This window comes from Megasphaera stantonii (assembly GCF_003367905.1).
Lineage (GTDB): Bacteria > Bacillota > Negativicutes > Veillonellales > Megasphaeraceae > Megasphaera > Megasphaera stantonii.
Genome location: NZ_CP029462.1, coordinates 1,063,109 through 1,079,644, shown reverse-complemented (window position 1 = coordinate 1,079,644; position 16,536 = coordinate 1,063,109). Strand labels below are relative to the sequence as shown.

Here is a 16,536-nt window from a genome sequence, read left to right as displayed (position 1 = left end):
CGTGTGTAAACGCTTTCGCAATTGAAACACAAATATCGTTGCCTTAGAGTAAATAAACCGGTACTATGTATGCGTTTACTATATGGTGAAATATATTGCGGAAGATATAAATATGAGATATAATGAGCTTGTTCATCAGCTTTTTAGTGTGAAACACACTGGGAAGCGTATCAGGAAATCAAGAGTATTTTTTGCTTTATTTGCGGTAGCGCTTTCATAAAATATCTATTGCGTTGCGGCCTATTCTATACTGACGAAAGGTGTGAAGGTGATGAAGACTGGATTAATTTTAGCGGGCGAACCGATGGGGCTCCTCATCGCGCAGAGTGAAGGCTCTCTGGACAGCGTCAGCGGCTATGACCTGGCCGTTGCCGGGGCGGAATTCAACGTAGCTGTAGGAGCGGCTCGTCTGGGTCATCGCGTTACGTACATGACGAAGCTGGGGAAGGACCCCTTCGGACAGCGCATTATTCACGTGCTGACGGCCAACGGCATCGGCAGCGAATTCGTGACGTGGAGCGACGACAAAAAAACGGGTTTTATGCTGAAAAGCCGCGTCAGCGAAGGCGACCCGGATATTTTCTATTTCCGCGCCGGTTCCGCCGCGTCGACCTTATCTGTTGAAGACGTGGAAAAGATTCAGTTTTCCGAGTATACGCACCTTCATGTTACGGGTATTCTGCCGGCCTTGTCGGATTCGACGCGGGAAGCCGTCGACCTCATGTTCGACAAAGCCCGCGAAGCAGGACTGTTCATCAGCTTTGACCCCAACCTTCGCCTGCAGCTCTGGCCCAGCCAGGACGTCATGGTGCAGACGCTGAACCGGCTGGCCGCTAAGGCCGACATGGTTCTGCCCGGCACAGCTGAAGGCAGGATTCTCATGGGCAGCGATGATCCGAAGGAAATCAACGCATTTTATTTGCAGAACGGTGCGAAAGCCGTTGTGACAAAGTGCGGCGGCGACGGGGCCTTCGTTTCGACGAAAGACGAGGAATACATGGTTCCCGGCTTTAAGGTTGAAACCGTTGTCGATACAGTCGGCGCAGGAGACGGCTTTGCTGCCGGCGTCATTACGGCCCTCATGGAAGGCCTGCCCTTGAAAGAAGCCGTTCGGCGCGGCACGGCAATCGGCGCCATTCAGGTCATGAGCCGCGGCGACAACGAAGGTCTGCCCTATCCGGAGCAGCTGAAAGCCTTTATGGAACGATAATACAACCAGTATACAGAGCGCATGGACGCTGCCGGTATGATACAGCGCGGCCATGCGCTTTTTCTCTTTTGGCAGGACGGACTGGACGGACCTATGGTATAATATAAAAACAGCTGTGCCACATTCTTTTTATAGAAATCAGGTGAAACACATGGATTGGACATCGACTATATATGGTTCCTACGGGCCGTCTCTGCAGCGCGTCATGGACGGTCTTGTTGAACGCATTCAGGCCTACAGCGCAGACGTCAAGGAAAAAAGCGGCGAGGCGGCTTACGAGCATTTATTGTACCGCATCAAGTCGCCGGACAGCATGATGGAAAAATGCCTGCGCAAGGGCTTGCCGCAGACGGCCTATTCTGCCCTGCACGACATTCACGATGCTATCGGCCTGCGCATCGTCTGCTGCTTTCTCGACGATATTTACAGGAATATCGAAGCCATCAAGGCGATACCGGGCGTTCGCGTCGTAGAAGAAAAGGACTACATTCAAAATGTAAAGCCCAATGGCTACCGCAGCTATCACATGATTATCGACATCGAAGCCCCTTATGAAGACGTGGAAGGCAACAATCCGGGCCATTTCTTTGCAGAAATCCAGCTGCGGACGATTGCCATGGATTCATGGGCCAGCCTGGAGCACCAGATGAAATACAAGCACGATATCAAGAATCCCGAAATGATCGTCCGGGAATTGAAGCGCTGCGCCGACGAGCTGGCGGCCTGCGATTTGTCCATGCAGACGATTCGGAATCTGATTCATGCAGACCACTAAAGGAGAGTATACGACGATGAAACTATTATTGGCAGAAGACGAAAAGGCCATGTCTATGGCCCTGGTTGCCGTGCTGGAGCATTCGGGATATGAAGTGGACGCCGTGTACGACGGCCTGTCTGCCGTGGAAAAGGGCCGCTCCGGCGCCTACGACTGCATGATATTCGACATCATGATGCCGAAGCTCGACGGCGTCAGCGCGCTGAAGGAGCTGCGCGGCAGCGGCGACACGACGCCGGTTATCATGCTGACGGCAAAGGCCGAAGTAGATGACAGGATTACGGGCCTCGACGCCGGAGCCGACGACTATCTGACGAAGCCCTTCGCCATGGGCGAGCTGCTGGCCCGCATCCGCTCCATGACGCGGCGTTCCGGTTCGGCCTTTACGCCGTCGGCCCTTTCAGCCGGCGCCGTCGAGCTGGACGTAGAGGAACAGGAATTATCCTGCAAAAGCTCCGTCCGCCTGGGCAATAAGGAAACGCGGCTCATGAAATTCTTTATGCTCAACGCCGGCAAGGAGCTGCCGACGGAGACGATTTTCACCCACGTCTGGAAGGACGAAGACGACGTGACGGAGGAAATCGTCTGGATATACGTGTCGTACCTGCGGGAAAAATTAGAAGCCATTCAGGCCGACATCCAGATTGCCGGGGAAAAGGGGAAGGCCTTTTCCCTGATTGTGAGAAACGAAGGAGAATAAGCGGGAGAGGTTCGGTGCATCGTCATGGACATGATCAAAAAGCTGCGGCGAAAGTTTATTTTAGTCGCGACAGTCGGCGTCGTCATCATCGTAGCCGGCGCGCTGGGGCTTATCAATACGATCAGCTACATGCGCATGGAAGCGCAGGTAGAGACGATCTTGTCGTATATTTCGCAAAACGGCGGCAAGGTGCCCCTGTATACGTCGCCGAAGGAAACGAGCTGGTTCGGCGAGACCGACTGGTCCCAGAATACGCCGGATTTTTCCTATCAGCTTCGGTATTTCAGCATTTTAGTCGACGACGAAGGCTATGCCCGCGACATCAATATCGCCAACATCGCCGCCTTTACGAAGGAAGAGGCGATACAATACGCCAGGACGACCGTCGCCAAGGGCCAGCCGCAAGGCTTTTTCGAAAAGAACAAGGCCAGCTACGGCTACATGATTACGCCCCAGCCTAACGGCGATTATCTCATCGTCATCATGGACTGCACCCGTGACGTCGCTGCCGTCAGGACCTTTATGCGCTATTCTTTGTGGTTCGGCGTGGGCTGCATCATCCTGTACGTCGTCATTCTGGCCGCGCTGTGCAACCTGGCCATTAAGCCCTTTATCCGCAATATGGAAAACCAAAAGCGGTTTATTACCAACGCCGGCCATGAGCTGAAGACGCCCATTGCCATCATATCGGCCAATACGGAAGCCTTGGAGCTCATCAGCGGCAAGAGTCAGTGGACGGAAAATATCTTAAAGCAGGTCCAGCGGCTGTCCAAGCTCATCAACGACCTCATCATGCTGTCTAAGATGGATGAGCAGAAGCAGGAACTGGTCATGGAAGACGTAAACGTATCGGAGCTTGCGGCGTCTGTCGCCGAGTCGTTCCAGATGGTGGCCCAGGAGGCAGAAAAGACGATTTCTACGGAAATTGCGCCGGGTATCGTTGTCCGCTCCGACTCAAAGCGTCTCTATACCCTCGTCAATATCCTCATGGACAACGCCGTAAAATACTGCGACGACGGCGGCGCCATAGCCGTTTCGGTGACGACGGCCAAAAAGCAGAAGGGCGCTCTCGTGGCGATTTCCAATACCTACGCCGACGGAGCCAATATGGATTACTCTCACTTCTTCGAGCGCTTTTACCGCGGCGATGAGTCCCACAACAGCCAAAAAGCCGGCTACGGTATCGGCCTGTCCATGGCGGAGGAACTGGCCCAGCTTTTGAAGGGAAAGCTCGGTGTAGCATACAAGGACGGCGCGATTACCTTTACAGTACGGCTTAATTCGTAAAACTAAAATGTAAGAAAAGGGGTGAAACGTATGCATATTTTGCACCTTTCAGCCCCTTTTTCTTGCAATATTTTCAATGGCAATCCGTTGTAAAGCGGTCAAACTAATGGTATGCTTAACTATATACAATACATCATACTGCAACAGGAGGTGAAGAATCGTGAACAAACGTTGGAGACAGCACGGCTGTGAACCAGTAAGCTCCCTGCAGGCAACTCCATTTACGGGGGGGGGGGTATGAATATAAGCGTGTAATGCTTTCTGAACAGCAAATGACAACGGGATCCGTATGCCCTGATATAGAACACCTGGTAAGGCAGCATGGCCGTATGCTGTCTTTTTTTGCGTTTCCGTAATAGGCAGGGTGCATGAAATCTGACAGTCGAATTTGCGTAATCAGGAGGTAAGACTATGAAAAAAGAAATGAAATATAAGGTATTGTTGTGTCTGCTGGCTGGAAGCGTGTTGTCGGCTAATACGGCCTTGGCGGCGGAGTATACAGAAACCATAAAAGATGATATTACTTTACATAGTGGTGATATTGTTAGTGTTGATGATATTGGTATAAATAATTCTGATAAAGAATTAACCGTTACAGTTAATGGAGAAGCTTCTATTCATGCTGAAAATATGAGCGGTGATGTAACTGGTATTAACATAGAAAATAATAGTATGCTGATTAATGGAAATGATACCGCAAAATTAAATATTACTGCTGCTGGCGGAGAAAAAGCCATTGGTATTGATATAAGTCCACAAATACCAAATGAGGCCATTATAAATCCTGATTTAAAAATTAATGTAAATAGTTTTTCGTATTATGACGGTGCTTTTGGTATATATGCTGGCGGAAATGCAATATTTAACGGAGATGTCAATATTGAAGTTAATTCTGATTATGAAAATGAGGTTGCAGCAATAAATCTTACCGGCGGCAACAAAGTAGAATTTAATGGCAATGTGGAAGCAGTTATTAATTCAACTAAAGATATTACTAAACCACGTATGGGGATAGTTGCTGCTATAAATACATCATATGGTAGCGAGGCTATATTCAATAAAGCTGTAGATTTGACTTTTAATGCAAATTCGAATACTTCGCCTGTAGCTGGTGTATCATCTATAATTTCTTCGAGCGAGAATATAGCAACTTTTAATGATGAAACTAAAATAACTGTTAATAACCAATCTGGAATGGCTATAGGAGTTTTCTGTTCAGGGGCAGCTACTTTTGACTATGATGTGAATGCTATCGTCAATTTCAGAGATAATGTATATATTGACACGAATGGTGCTGAGACAGGTTCTGTTGCTATTTTAGCTCAAGCTGATAGTATTGTAGATATTTCAAAAGCAGAACTTTCGAATACTGCTGAAAATGCAGTACATGGCGTAATTAAAGGCGATATCCAAGCCGGAACGGACAAGGACAAAGGCCTTGTTAATTTAAATTTTACCGGTGATGATAGTTTAATTGAAAGCGATATAAAGATTGCTAATAATGATGCGGTTGCAGATTTGGCACTTCACAATGGAGCGGTGTGGAAACCTACTGGGTTAGCCGGTGGTTCTCTTTTAACGAATTTATCAATGAATGAAGGTGTGGTTGAGCAAACCAATGCAGGTACTATAGCAATTCGTAACTATTCCGGCAACGGCGATATTAATTTTTCTGCCGCAAATACTGATACAGACGGTATTTTAAATTTAGCTAACACAGGTGATGTAATAATTGGCGATGCCAGAAAAGGTTCTTCGGTTAATTTAGGCATAATTAACAATAATGTTAATACATTGGATATTGAAAAAACGGAAGAGAACTTAAATGCTATTGCCAATAAAATCTTTTACGATGCGAATGACGGTAATTTGGACGGCAAAGTCACGGTAAAAGAAGGGCTTATCACTCCGGAAGCCAGTGGGGATTTGCGGTTTGACGCCAATAGCCAAGGCTATGTTGCGAACATTACCGGCGGCAATCGGGTAACGAAGACCATGGATGCCATGAAACACATTGCCGAAACGGCTATCGTCGCGTGGCGACAGGAAGACAGCACCTTGAGCCAGCGTCTCGGCGATCTGCGCGAGAGCGACGGCGGACAGGGGATCTGGGTCCGCATGAGCCGCGGCGAATTTAATTACGACAGCCAGTATGAAAACCAGTATAATTTCTTCCAGCTTGGATATGACTGGGCTCGTGGAAACTGGCATTACGGCGCGGCAGTGAGCCATAACGACGGCGAAACGACGTATGCCCAGGGCATGGGCGAAAACCGCAGCACCTCCCTGAGCCTGTACGGCACATGGCTGGGCCGCAATGGACACTATGCCGACATCGTGCTGAAACAGGGACGATTGAGCAACGATTTTGACATTTACACCGAAGCAGGCCATACGCACGGCGACTACGACATGTGGGGAACGAGCCTCAGCGGCGAATATGGCCGGAAAATTGATCTCAAAGACGGCTGGTACGTCACGCCGCAGGCTCAGATGACCCTTATGCGCATCGGCGGAGAAGATTTTACGACGAATAACGGGATTCACGTCCGTCAGGACAGCCTGGAAAGCGCTGTAGGTCGCGTAGGGTTTGAAGTGGGCAAAGCCTTTGACAAAAAAGGCAGCATATATGCTAAAGCCAGCTTGCTGCATGACTTCGCCGGCAGCGCCGACACGTATTTAAGTCTGAAGGGATTGAGCAACAGCTACAGTCAGGACATTGGCGATACGTGGTGGGAAGCTGGCCTTGGGTTTAATTATAAAGTGAACGACAGCAGCTATCTATATGCCGACGTAGTGAAAACCTTCGGCGGAGATGTAGAAACGCCGTGGCAGTGGAATGTCGGTATGCGGTGGGCCTTTGTCTGATTTGAAAAACTTCTGAGAAGGCTAAAATCTCTTTTTGACTTCTGGCTGAGCCATGGGGTTGATCGTATGAAAGGGCTCAACATATTAGGAAAAAATCCCTTGCAAAATAAGTTTCACTATGCTATAATACTCCTTGTCAAACACATGGGGGTATAGCTCAGCTGGGAGAGCGCTTGAATGGCATTCAAGAGGTCAGCGGTTCGATCCCGCTTATCTCCACCAGAAAAAAAAGAGGTTTCACTGTTTTTGAAAACGGTGAAACCTCTTTTGCAATATGGGAAAGAATAGGATGGTTTTATGTGCGGCATTTTGTGAAGTTCGATGTATGGAACGATCAATATGAAACAGAAGATTCACGGCAACGTATTGACTCCCTGCATTGGTGCTGATATACTACAAATAGGCAACGATATGAGTAAAATGTGCTGTAAAAAACACCCTGGGAAGCGGCAACTTCCCAGGGTGTCTTGCTATGTGCTGGTTACTCTGTTAACGGTATCTATCCAGCCACTTACAAATGCAGGCGGCAACTACATTTGCTCCGACAGATACAAAAAACGATATGAGTAAATCGAACATGCTGCTTACCCCCTTTCCGTTACCGGTATAGGGAGAGTAACGCCAATATTATACCATGACCGGCGCATAAAACATATCCGTCAAGATGACGGGCGAGCCCTTGCAGCGAAAGAGGGGAGCTCCTTTTCTGCCCTTTTTGCAGGAAATAAGGCGAAATATGGCGCGGTTATGTGATTTTATCGCAAGCGACAACGCCGTGAGTGAAGGCTATTGCCGCCGTCGGCTGCCGAAGATCATCGAAACGCTGGCCGTAATGATGTTTGGGCCTAAGGCCATGTAACGTGTTGGCGGTCGGAAATTCGGATACCAAAGCAACAGCAGGGCACCGCCTGGTATTGCGAATGCGAACGAATAGAAATATTCGCGGCGATGTATTGACGCCCGGCATTGGTGCTGATATACTAAAGGTGAACCGTAAAGGCATGGAAACATAACGAACCCCACAAGGTCTAGGCCACCTTGTGGGGTTCTGGCGTTCTTTACGGTGAACGCTGCACCTAGGCTAGTTGCTTATCTCACGCAGAAGCACGTCTAACCATTTGCATAGGTAGTAGGCCACTACACTAGCCGCGACGGCTTCCAAAAATCGTAAAGGCATTGAAACACTCCCCCTTTCCGTTGCCGGTATGGGGTAAGCAACGCCACTATTATACCATGACCGGTGCATAAAACATACCTGTCAAGATGACGGGCGAGCCCTTGCAGCGAAAGAGGGTTGCTCCCTTTCTGCCCTTTTTTTGCAGGAACGACGCTGATATGGCGGCTATGCAGCGCGGTATCATATATTTCTGATGCATAGGATTCACTGGAATGACGACGGTGAGTCCTATTTTTTTGCGGTATGTTTTGTATAGATTTATTTGCGGCAGGATGTATACACGATGTCGGGCATAAAATGCTGTAGGATAGTTGTACGGCATATATAAATAGTAATTCAGAAAAGTAATTTAAAATATGATGAGTTCATAATGTTCACAATAAATTATTTAAGTGATATACTGGGTTTAAGAATAATTCAATCGTCGCTGCGGCAGGTTGGAAAGGGCTATTGCTGCAGCTAGGGCAGCTTACAGGGACTGCGGCTGGAGATAGGAGCGTGATGCGGAATTTTGCGTACGTAGGGTTTGTTCTGATAGACGAGACAGGAGGGACGCTTATGGATTTGAAATTGGCTTTAAAGATTGACGATTTGGATAACGTGGCGACTATTTTTGCTGAAGGTATTCAGAAGGGGATGGACGTCGAAGTGCGCGATAAAAAGGGACACGCGGAGATTATACGGGTAAACGACGATATCCCCTATGGCCATAAAATTGCCTTGAGGGATCTGCATCAGGGCGATTTCATCATGAAGTACGGCGAATGCATCGGGACGGCCAGCTGCGATATTGCAAAGGGCGATTACGTGCACGTCCACAATTTAGAAGCGCGCCGCGGCAGAGGAGATATTGCAGGGAGGTAATGAGTATGAGCAAGTATACATTTCAGGGCTATCGCCGCGCCGACGGCAAAGTAGGGGCACGCAATCTGGTCGCCGTCATTCCCAGCGTCATCTGCGCCAACGACGTAGGACAAGCGATTTGCCGGCAGGTTCAGGGAACGATCGGGTATTTTCATCATCAGGGCTGTTGTCAGCTGCCCATAGACTTAAAGCGCGTAACCGACGTGTTGTCCAACTTGGGACAAAGCCCGAACGTCGGCGCGGCCTTAATCGTCAGCCTCGGCTGCGAAGGGACGGATCACGAGCGGATGGTAGAGGAAATCCGGGCCTGCGGAAAGCCTGTCGACATCATCCGGATTCAGGAACTGGGCGGCACGTCGCGGGCCATTCAGGCCGGTATCGATGCGGCCCAGCGGATGGTCATGGAGATTTCCAGCTGCCAGCGGGAAGAAGTCGATGCCTCGGAAATCATGATGTCCATCAAGTGCGGCGCTTCCGACGCGACGTCGGGCCTGGCTTCCAATGCCGTCATCGGCTATGTGGCTGATAAGCTGGTCGACCTCGGCGGGACGGTCATCTTCGGCGAAACGACGGAATTCATCGGCGGCGAACATATCCTGGCAAACCGCGCCGTCGGCGGGCCCGACGGTCCCGTAGGGCAAAAGATTTTCGACATCGTAAACCGCATGGAAGAACGGGCTAAATCGGTAGGCGAAGACATGCGGGGCGGCCAGCCGACGCCGGGAAATATTGCCGGCGGCCTGTCCAGCATAGAAGAAAAGAGCCTGGGGGCTATCGTAAAATCGGGGCACCGTCCCATTCAGGGCGTGCTGGAGTACTGCGACCGCGCCGATGGCCTGAAGGGCCTGTGGATTAAAGACGCGCCGGGCCGGGAGCCGGAAATTCTGACCGGCATGGCCTGTACGGGCGCGCAGGTCATGATGTTTTCTACGGGCCGGGGCGCGCCGCAGGGCTTCCCGTCCATGCCGGTCATCAAGATCTGCGGCAATCCCAATACGTACGAACGGATGCAGCATGACATGGACTTAAATGCCGGACGCATCCTGCTGGGGCAGAGCCACATTGAAGAAATCGGCGAAGAAGCCTTCAAGCTGCTGCTGGAAGTGCTGTCGGGCCGGATGACGAAAAACGAAGCCTTAGGGTACTTTGGCTCTATGGATATTTTCTGCGTCGGGCCGGTTATTTAATACGGCTATATTGTATGGCATGGAAATACAAATCCCTGACCTCTCTGCTGAATGCAGATGGGGCAGGGATTTTTTTTGTCGCCGAATAGGCATGATAAAACCCCTAGTTACACTAGGGGTAGAAAAAATTTCTTATAGAAACAGAAGAGAACCTCCTATGATACAATGAAGCGGGTCTGGCAACCACATCCATAAGCAGAATAGGAGGTTCCTGTCAATGAATGACATAAAAAGTTTAACACATAGCAAGTGGAGATGTAAATATCATATCGTCTTTGCTCCCAAATATAGGCGGCAGATTATTTATGGAAAGATAAAAGCAGATATAGGAAGAATCGTACGGCAGTTGTGTGAGAGAAAAGGGGTAGAAGTCATTGCGGGAGAATGCTGCCCGGATTATATCCATCTTTTAGTGTCCATCCCACCGCATATCAGTATTTCACAGTTCATGGGCTATCTAAAGAGTAAGAGTAGCTTAATGATATTTGATAAACATGCAAATTTAAAATACAAGTATGGAAATCGGCATTTCTGGTGCAGGGGATATTATGTAGACAGCGTAGGAAAATACGAAAATGCCATCAAGGAATACATACGCAATCAATTACAAGAAGATAGGATGATGGATACGTTAGATTTTAAGGAAACGAAAGACCCGTTTACGGGTGAGTAAGAGATAAAGGCTAAAAAAATGCCCCCGGATAGGGGGCAGCCCGTGGTATGGATGTGATTGCAGACTTTATTCAGTGCACTCTTTAGAGTGCGACCACAGGAAGTAGGCCCTTATAGGGCCTGATCAAACCACCAGTTTTACTGGTGGTTTTGATTTTACTGCGCCTTGGTTTCCGGCGCGAGGCTGTTGATCATGGCGATGTACGTTTCATTCGGCACCAACGGAGATTCAAGCTGCCGAACGGTCTCTGCTGAAAGCTGTCCCGTTTTGCCGTATTCTATGCCGGCTTCGTGCAGTCGGGCGAATAAGGCTTCTTTCAGCGGCTCGATTTCCGGAGCTGATGCGTCCAGCAGGGCTGTTTCACAGATGCAGGCCATGGCCGGATGCTTTAGGTATATCTGCATCAGCGTTTTTACGGCGGCAAAATTGTCGGGATAATAGGGATATCCGCCGCCGACGATGACGACGTGCTTCTTGGCCGTCAGGTCGAAGGTGCGTTCGTGTTCTACATACGTCTTGCCTTGGGTCATGTTGATTTTCAAAAAGGCGATGGTTCGGTCCCATATGGCCTTCAAGGAGGCGGGGAGGCCGTGGCAGTGGAGGGGGAAGCTCCAGACGATGACGTCGCTTTCCTTCATGGCGGCCAATATATCGTTCATGTCGTCGTCCTGGATGATGCAACGGCCGTCCTGGCGAAACCAGCACGACAGGTCGCCCTGGCAGTACTTGACGTTCTTGTCGTATGATGAAATATATTGAATGTGTGCTGGTTCTGTTTGGCATAAGCCGTTGAGAAAGGCCTTCGTCATATCCAAGGTCGTGCTGTGCGCCTTGGGGCTTCTGTTTAATAGGAGGATGTTCATGATGGCATTACTCCTTTCGCGCAGGCGTATCGCCGCGTTTTTTCAAATAGGCTAGTATGCGCAATGCCGACGTTCGGAGGGTCTGTACCTGGTCTGGGGAAATATGAAGGTCCGTCTTGGGGATTACTTTGTCGCACAGTTCGGCATCCGACGCGGCGACGATGGTTTCCGGCTGCAGCAGCGGTTCGAGTTCCTGCAAGCCGGGAAAATCTTTGCCTTGGCTCCAGTCGTGGCGGTTATAAGGGCAGACGTCCTGACAGGCGTCGCAGCCGCATAGCCAGGTCGTAAACTGGTCGGCTGTCAGGTGTGGCGGAACGGCGCCTTGCCCGAAGGTCGTCCAAAAGGATGTGCAGGAGAGGGGATTCATCGTATAGGGCGCGGACAAGGCCTTTGTCCGGCAAGCTTTTTGGCAGAGCGTGCAGCTGTCGGCGCAGGGGCGCAGCCGGCATTCATGCGTATACTCGCAGGGCTGATCGATGAGATAGCCTTCCAGCTCGTAATAGGAGCCCTTTTCCCCGTAGAAGAAATTGTTTTTTCTGAAAATTCCCAGGCCTGCGGCGACGGCTGCGTAGCGTAGCGGTATGATGCGGGCCGGCGCGTTCGTTTCTCCGCCTTCGAAGCGAAGGCCCTGCTCGGCCAGCCAGGTTTCAAAGTGCAGCTTTTGCCGGTGGGCTTCGCAGTCCGGCACCGTGTCTGGAGACAGGAGGAAGGCCTTTCCGTACAGTCCCTGCAGCGAGAGGGGATAGCGGTATGCTCCTAACCACGTAATGCAGACGACGACCGATTTTGCCCAGGGATATAGCTCTCGGACTGCCGCCAGATGTTCTATATCCTGGTAAACGGGCCGGCTTTGGGGAACAGCTTCTTCCCGTTCCTGCAAACGCTGCTTATAGCCGTCCAGGGCTGATACGGGAATGATTCCGCAGTTATCAAATCCGCAGGACAGAGCTGTTTCGTAGATGGCTTGGACAAGAGAAGAACGACTCATAGTATCACCTCTTATATAGAATGAATTTTGCGGTATTCCCAGTACGTGCCGATGAGCTGGGTTTCTAAATTCTTTATGTATACCGGGTCTTTACTGATGCGGTATCGCAGCAGTTCGCCTTCATAGATGGAAAACAGGCGGTCGGCCAGCGTGGCCGAATGGGACGAGGGGACTCCCGACTGCTCCAGCACGCGGCGAAACAATGCGGCGACAGTTTCTAAGGCGGCGGCGTAGCATGGCGAGATGTCGGGCTCGGCAAAGGCGATTTCCATGCCTACGACGGCGAAGGGACAGCCGTAATGCCTTCCGTCGGCGGCGTCCTTCAGCATGCGGGAGGAAAACTGGCGGACGAATTCCTCCCACTGCGTATCCTGGGACAGCTCCTGAAGCCACTCGAAAATGACTTGCTGGTAATAGGAAGTCACTGCGGCGGCAAGCTCTTTTTTCGTCTTGAAATAGAAATAAAAAGAACCCTTTGTCATCTCTGACTCTTGAAGAATTTTATTGATTCCCGTCGCATTGTAGCCGTCGTGCCAAAAGAGGCGGGCCGCGCATTCGATTAAATGATGTTTAGACTGGTCGCCTTTTTTCATTTCATCACCGTCCTTCGCAATGTATTTGATACTAAAATAGACCGATTGGTTTATTTTGTCAATGCTGACATACAAAGAGGCTGCATAATCTTTTTTTTGGATTATGCAGCCCCTTGCGTTTGGCAGCTATATATTGTTTTTACGAATTCTCTTCATAGGAACGGAAGGGTGCGTTTTTCGGCGGATATGTTTCCGGCTTGATATACAGCCCCATTTCCCGCTGCTCGTGGGACAATTCGATATATAAGGCGATCATCATCAAAATGACGATAAAGGAAAAGGGGAAGGCCGCGATGATCATGGCGTTTTGCAGTGCCGCCAGCCCGCCGATGGTCAGGAGCAGCCCGGCGATGAGGGACACCAAGAGGCCCCAGACGATTTTTACGCTGTCGTGCGGCATGAGGCTGCCTTTTTCCGACAGAATGGACAACACAAAGGTGGCGGAATCAGCCGACGTGATGAAAAAGATAAACAGCAGCAATACGGTTATAACCGAGAGGGCTGTACTGGCCGGGTAGGTCTGGAGTATGCCGAATAATACCTGCTCTGACGGCATCTGGGCGATCAGCGGATAAGCCGCATAGGTTTCGCTGGCAAGGATTCCGAATACGGAAAACCAGAGAAAGCTGAATAGCGTCGGGATAAGCAGCACGCAGGTCAGGAATTCGCGGATTGTCCGGCCTTTCGAAATGCGGGCGATGAACATGCCGACAAAGGGCGACCACGAAAGCCACCAGGCCCAGTAGAAAATAGTCCACTGTTCAATCCATTCTTGCCGAACGGCGTTGAAGGCGCCGGTGCGGAAGCTCATGCGGACAAAATTTTGCAGATACGAGCCTAACGTGTCTACTAAGGTGTTTAAAATCTGTACTGTCGGTCCTAAGAACAAGGCTGCGGCGACTAAAAAGACGGCCAGGGCGATATTGATGTTTGACAACATGCGTACGCCCTTGTCTACGCCGGAGACGGCAGAAAGGAGAAACAGTATCGTGGCGGCCGCGATGATACCAAGCTGCAGCTGCAGCGTGTTGGGAACCTGGACGAGATACTCTAGGCCGCTGCCGATTTGTGCTGCTCCAAAGCCTAATGTCGTGGCGACGCCTAAGGCTGTAGTGATAATACAGACGTAATCTACTAATTTGCCGGGAAATCGTTCCATCGTCCGGCCAAATAGCGGCTTTAAGGTCATCGACAGGAGACTGGGTTCTTTTTTGCGGAATTTAAAATAGGCCAGCGCTAACGCGACGATGGCATAAATCGCCCAGGCGTGAATGCCCCAGTGGAAGAAGGTGTAGCGCAGGGCATCGGCTAGCGCTTCCTGGCTTCCCGGTTCGGCCTGAGGCGTGGCAACGGCGAAATGAGACAAGGGCTCCGCCGCGCCGAAAAAGACGAGTCCAATGCCCATGCCGGCAGAAAAGAGCATGGCCAGCCAGGACAGCCGCGAATATTCCGGTTTAGAGCCGGGGTTTCCTAAGCGGATGCGGCCCATAGGCGTAAGTATAAAAAATAGACAGAGCACTACGATGGCCGATACTAACAGCAAATAGTACCAGCCGAAATGACTGATGATCGAGTAGCTCAGGTGATTGGTCAGAGTTTGCAGCGGCCCGGGCAGGGCGGCAGATGCCAGCGCCATCAGAACGACTGTACCGGCAGCCGATAAAAATACGCCTGTCGGGGTATAGCGGCGGCGTATGCTGGAATATGCTTGTTTTAGTTGTTTCATATAAAACCTCCTTTTGTGGATAAAAAAAGTATTATATATAAAGTATACTACAAAAGTAATAATAAAACAAAGGCAAGACGTTCATTTATGTATTACGTATATGCAAATGCAGGGTAATCCGCATTGAAAACGAGCATATGTCTACCCTAATTTTGATATTTTTTGTATAATAGTTAGTAATAAAACCGTGCTGGTTTCATATGAAATGCGTATAGACGAAGGGATGATGGACATGGGCGAATGGCGGGATGTGTTTGATATTAAACGGGACAGCGCGCCGGTGGAAGAGATTGCGGCGCGGATCGACGCCGATTCTACAGTGAAGGGTGCGAATCTGGTTATTTTAATCATGGCGATTTTTATCGCCTCCGTAGGCCTCAACATGAACAGCGTGGCCGTTATCATCGGGGCCATGCTCATTTCGCCGCTCATGGGCGGCATCGTGGCGACGGGATACGGCATGGCGACGTACGACATGCATTTTATTAAAAAGTCGTTGGTAAAATTGAGCTTTCAGGTTGTCTTCGCCTTGCTCACCGCGGCCGTGTACTTTTCGCTGACGCCCATTACGACGCCGTCGCCGGAAATGCTGGCTCGCACGGCGCCGACGGCCTGGGACGTCATCATTGCCCTGTGCGGCGGGATTGCCGGGGCTATCGGCAATACGCGGCAGGAGAAGAGCAACGTCATTCCCGGCGTGGCGATTGCGACGGCGCTCATGCCGCCGTTGTGTACGGCGGGCTACGGTATTGCCGCCCATTCCTTTCATTTCTTCGGCGGCGCGTTGTACCTCTTTTTTATCAACTGCTTTTTTATTACCTTTTCCAGCTTCCTCATTTTTAAAATCCTGCGGGTGCCCGTGTGCGGCGGCGTGTCGGAGGCGCATTTTCGCTATCAGCGATGGTTTCTCATCGTCTGCGGTTTGGTCGTGACGGTTCCCAGCCTGTACATGGCCTATGTCACGGCGAATGAAAATATCCGTGATTCGCAGGTCAAATCGTTTATTTCACAGGACATGGATCTCGAGGCGTCGAGCGTCGTCGCTTATGAGCTGGATCACGGCGTGCTGATCGTCGACGTCATTGGCGCTCCTTTAGATGATCAGGAGATAGAGCGGCTGCAAGCGTCTCTGCATCAGTATGGACAGCTGCGGCAGACGACTCTGAAGGTTGTGCAGGGGCCGGCGTCGCAGCTCAATCAGGAACAGGTGCAGGAAATCATCAACGCTCGCCTGGCCAACGAGCTGAAAAACGACAGCGGCAAATCCTATAAGGAGTTGGCGAATCAGTATTACGGCTCGTACAAGCGCGACGCGGCGGATCAAAATCTCCTGCGCAGCCTGAACCGGCAGGCCCCGGTTTTATTCCCTGCAGTACGGCAGATCAGCGGCGGCACGCTGAGCACCTTAAACGGAGAAGAAGAAACGGAAGGCCGTCAATGGCTGGCCTATATCGTCGTCAGCCGACAGCTCACGGCCGACGAAGCCGGGCGGCTGCAGCAGTGGATACAGACGCAGGCCGACATGCCGGTCGTCGTCAATATTCAATTACAGGATACGCCGAGCCAATTTTACGGCAACGGCATAGACTGGAATCCATAATAGGTATGACGAAAAAGCCCCGCCG

14 protein-coding genes and 1 tRNA gene are annotated in these 16,536 nt (G+C 50.6%); 11 read left to right on the top strand and 4 right to left on the bottom strand.

Going from position 1 to position 16,536, the window contains the following annotated elements; genetic code table 11:
• The first annotated feature begins 271 nt into the window (after positions 1-271).
• The 10 genes from DKB62_RS05090 (at position 272) to tnpA (ending at position 10,741) form a co-directional block, all read left to right on the top strand.
• Entirely contained in the window at positions 272-1,210 is a 939-nt protein-coding gene (locus DKB62_RS05090) for a sugar kinase (RefSeq protein ID WP_162860290.1), read from the top strand.
• Positions 1,211-1,361: 151 nt separating this feature from the next.
• A complete protein-coding gene (locus tag DKB62_RS05085) occupies positions 1,362-1,985 on the top strand; it encodes a GTP pyrophosphokinase (RefSeq protein WP_107196461.1) in 624 nt (207 codons plus the stop codon).
• Between the two features lie 16 nt (positions 1,986-2,001).
• Positions 2,002-2,685 (top strand): response regulator transcription factor, encoded by a 684-nt coding sequence (locus DKB62_RS05080; protein ID WP_107196462.1) that lies wholly within the window; start codon positions 2,002-2,004, stop codon positions 2,683-2,685.
• Positions 2,686-2,709: 24 nt separating this feature from the next.
• Positions 2,710-3,972 (top strand): sensor histidine kinase, encoded by a 1,263-nt coding sequence (locus DKB62_RS05075; protein WP_107196463.1) that lies wholly within the window; start codon positions 2,710-2,712, stop codon positions 3,970-3,972.
• Positions 3,973-4,383: 411 nt separating this feature from the next.
• Positions 4,384-6,840, top strand: a complete 2,457-nt coding sequence (locus DKB62_RS05070; RefSeq protein ID WP_107196464.1) for an autotransporter outer membrane beta-barrel domain-containing protein — start codon at positions 4,384-4,386, stop codon at positions 6,838-6,840.
• Between the two features lie 146 nt (positions 6,841-6,986).
• Positions 6,987-7,062 (top strand) — tRNA-Ala (locus DKB62_RS05065).
• 514 nt (positions 7,063-7,576) lie between these two features.
• Positions 7,577-7,699, top strand: coding sequence for a hypothetical protein (locus DKB62_RS12880; protein WP_267312755.1), 123 nt, complete (start codon positions 7,577-7,579; stop codon positions 7,697-7,699).
• A gap of 876 nt (positions 7,700-8,575) precedes the next feature.
• Complete coding sequence (locus DKB62_RS05060; protein ID WP_107196465.1) at positions 8,576-8,881, top strand: UxaA family hydrolase; 306 nt, start codon at positions 8,576-8,578, stop codon at positions 8,879-8,881.
• 5 nt (positions 8,882-8,886) lie between these two features.
• On the top strand, positions 8,887-10,068 hold the full coding sequence (locus DKB62_RS05055; protein ID WP_087478197.1) for a UxaA family hydrolase: 1,182 nt from the start codon (positions 8,887-8,889) through the stop codon (positions 10,066-10,068).
• A 217-nt stretch (positions 10,069-10,285) separates the two neighbouring features.
• Positions 10,286-10,741 (top strand): IS200/IS605 family transposase, encoded by a 456-nt coding sequence (gene tnpA / locus DKB62_RS05050; RefSeq protein ID WP_107196466.1) that lies wholly within the window; start codon positions 10,286-10,288, stop codon positions 10,739-10,741.
• Between the two features lie 155 nt (positions 10,742-10,896).
• On the opposite strand, the gene DKB62_RS05045 is transcribed toward tnpA, so the two are convergent.
• The 4 genes from DKB62_RS05045 to DKB62_RS05030 form a co-directional block, all read right to left on the bottom strand.
• Positions 10,897-11,604, bottom strand: a complete 708-nt coding sequence (locus DKB62_RS05045) for a flavodoxin family protein (protein WP_107196467.1) — start codon at positions 11,602-11,604, stop codon at positions 10,897-10,899.
• A 7-nt stretch (positions 11,605-11,611) separates the two neighbouring features.
• Positions 11,612-12,592, bottom strand: a complete 981-nt coding sequence (locus tag DKB62_RS05040; protein WP_107196468.1) for an epoxyqueuosine reductase — start codon at positions 12,590-12,592, stop codon at positions 11,612-11,614.
• A gap of 11 nt (positions 12,593-12,603) precedes the next feature.
• Positions 12,604-13,185 carry a TetR/AcrR family transcriptional regulator gene (locus DKB62_RS05035; protein WP_107196469.1) on the bottom strand — a complete coding sequence of 194 codons (582 nt, stop codon included), beginning with the start codon at positions 13,183-13,185 and terminating at the stop codon, positions 12,604-12,606.
• A 139-nt stretch (positions 13,186-13,324) separates the two neighbouring features.
• A complete protein-coding gene (locus DKB62_RS05030; RefSeq protein ID WP_107196470.1) occupies positions 13,325-14,911 on the bottom strand; it encodes a BCCT family transporter in 1,587 nt (528 codons plus the stop codon).
• Positions 14,912-15,116: 205 nt separating this feature from the next.
• Between DKB62_RS05030 and DKB62_RS05025 the strand changes: the two genes are divergently transcribed.
• Positions 15,117-16,511: a DUF389 domain-containing protein gene (locus tag DKB62_RS05025; protein WP_232818825.1), complete on the top strand. Its 1,395-nt coding sequence runs from the start codon at positions 15,117-15,119 to the stop codon at positions 16,509-16,511.
• Positions 16,512-16,536: the final 25 nt, after the last annotated feature.

Excerpts from the sequence above, each read along its gene's own strand:
- DKB62_RS05090 (WP_162860290.1), top strand. The coding sequence starts at position 272 with ATGAAGACTGGATTAATTTTAGCGGGCGAACCGATGGGGCTCCTCATC.
- DKB62_RS05085 (WP_107196461.1), top strand. The coding sequence starts at position 1,362 with ATGGATTGGACATCGACTATATATGGTTCCTACGGGCCGTCTCTGCAG.
- DKB62_RS05080 (WP_107196462.1), top strand. The coding sequence starts at position 2,002 with ATGAAACTATTATTGGCAGAAGACGAAAAGGCCATGTCTATGGCCCTG.
- DKB62_RS05075 (WP_107196463.1), top strand. The coding sequence starts at position 2,710 with ATGGACATGATCAAAAAGCTGCGGCGAAAGTTTATTTTAGTCGCGACA.
- DKB62_RS05070 (WP_107196464.1), top strand. The coding sequence starts at position 4,384 with ATGAAAAAAGAAATGAAATATAAGGTATTGTTGTGTCTGCTGGCTGGA.
- DKB62_RS12880 (WP_267312755.1), top strand. The coding sequence starts at position 7,577 with ATGGCGCGGTTATGTGATTTTATCGCAAGCGACAACGCCGTGAGTGAA.
- DKB62_RS05060 (WP_107196465.1), top strand. The coding sequence starts at position 8,576 with ATGGATTTGAAATTGGCTTTAAAGATTGACGATTTGGATAACGTGGCG.
- DKB62_RS05055 (WP_087478197.1), top strand. The coding sequence starts at position 8,887 with ATGAGCAAGTATACATTTCAGGGCTATCGCCGCGCCGACGGCAAAGTA.
- tnpA (WP_107196466.1), top strand. The coding sequence starts at position 10,286 with ATGAATGACATAAAAAGTTTAACACATAGCAAGTGGAGATGTAAATAT.
- DKB62_RS05045 (WP_107196467.1), bottom strand. The coding sequence starts at position 11,604 with ATGAACATCCTCCTATTAAACAGAAGCCCCAAGGCGCACAGCACGACC.
- DKB62_RS05040 (WP_107196468.1), bottom strand. The coding sequence starts at position 12,592 with ATGAGTCGTTCTTCTCTTGTCCAAGCCATCTACGAAACAGCTCTGTCC.
- DKB62_RS05035 (WP_107196469.1), bottom strand. The coding sequence starts at position 13,185 with ATGAAAAAAGGCGACCAGTCTAAACATCATTTAATCGAATGCGCGGCC.
- DKB62_RS05030 (WP_107196470.1), bottom strand. The coding sequence starts at position 14,911 with ATGAAACAACTAAAACAAGCATATTCCAGCATACGCCGCCGCTATACC.
- DKB62_RS05025 (WP_232818825.1), top strand. The coding sequence starts at position 15,117 with ATGCGTATAGACGAAGGGATGATGGACATGGGCGAATGGCGGGATGTG.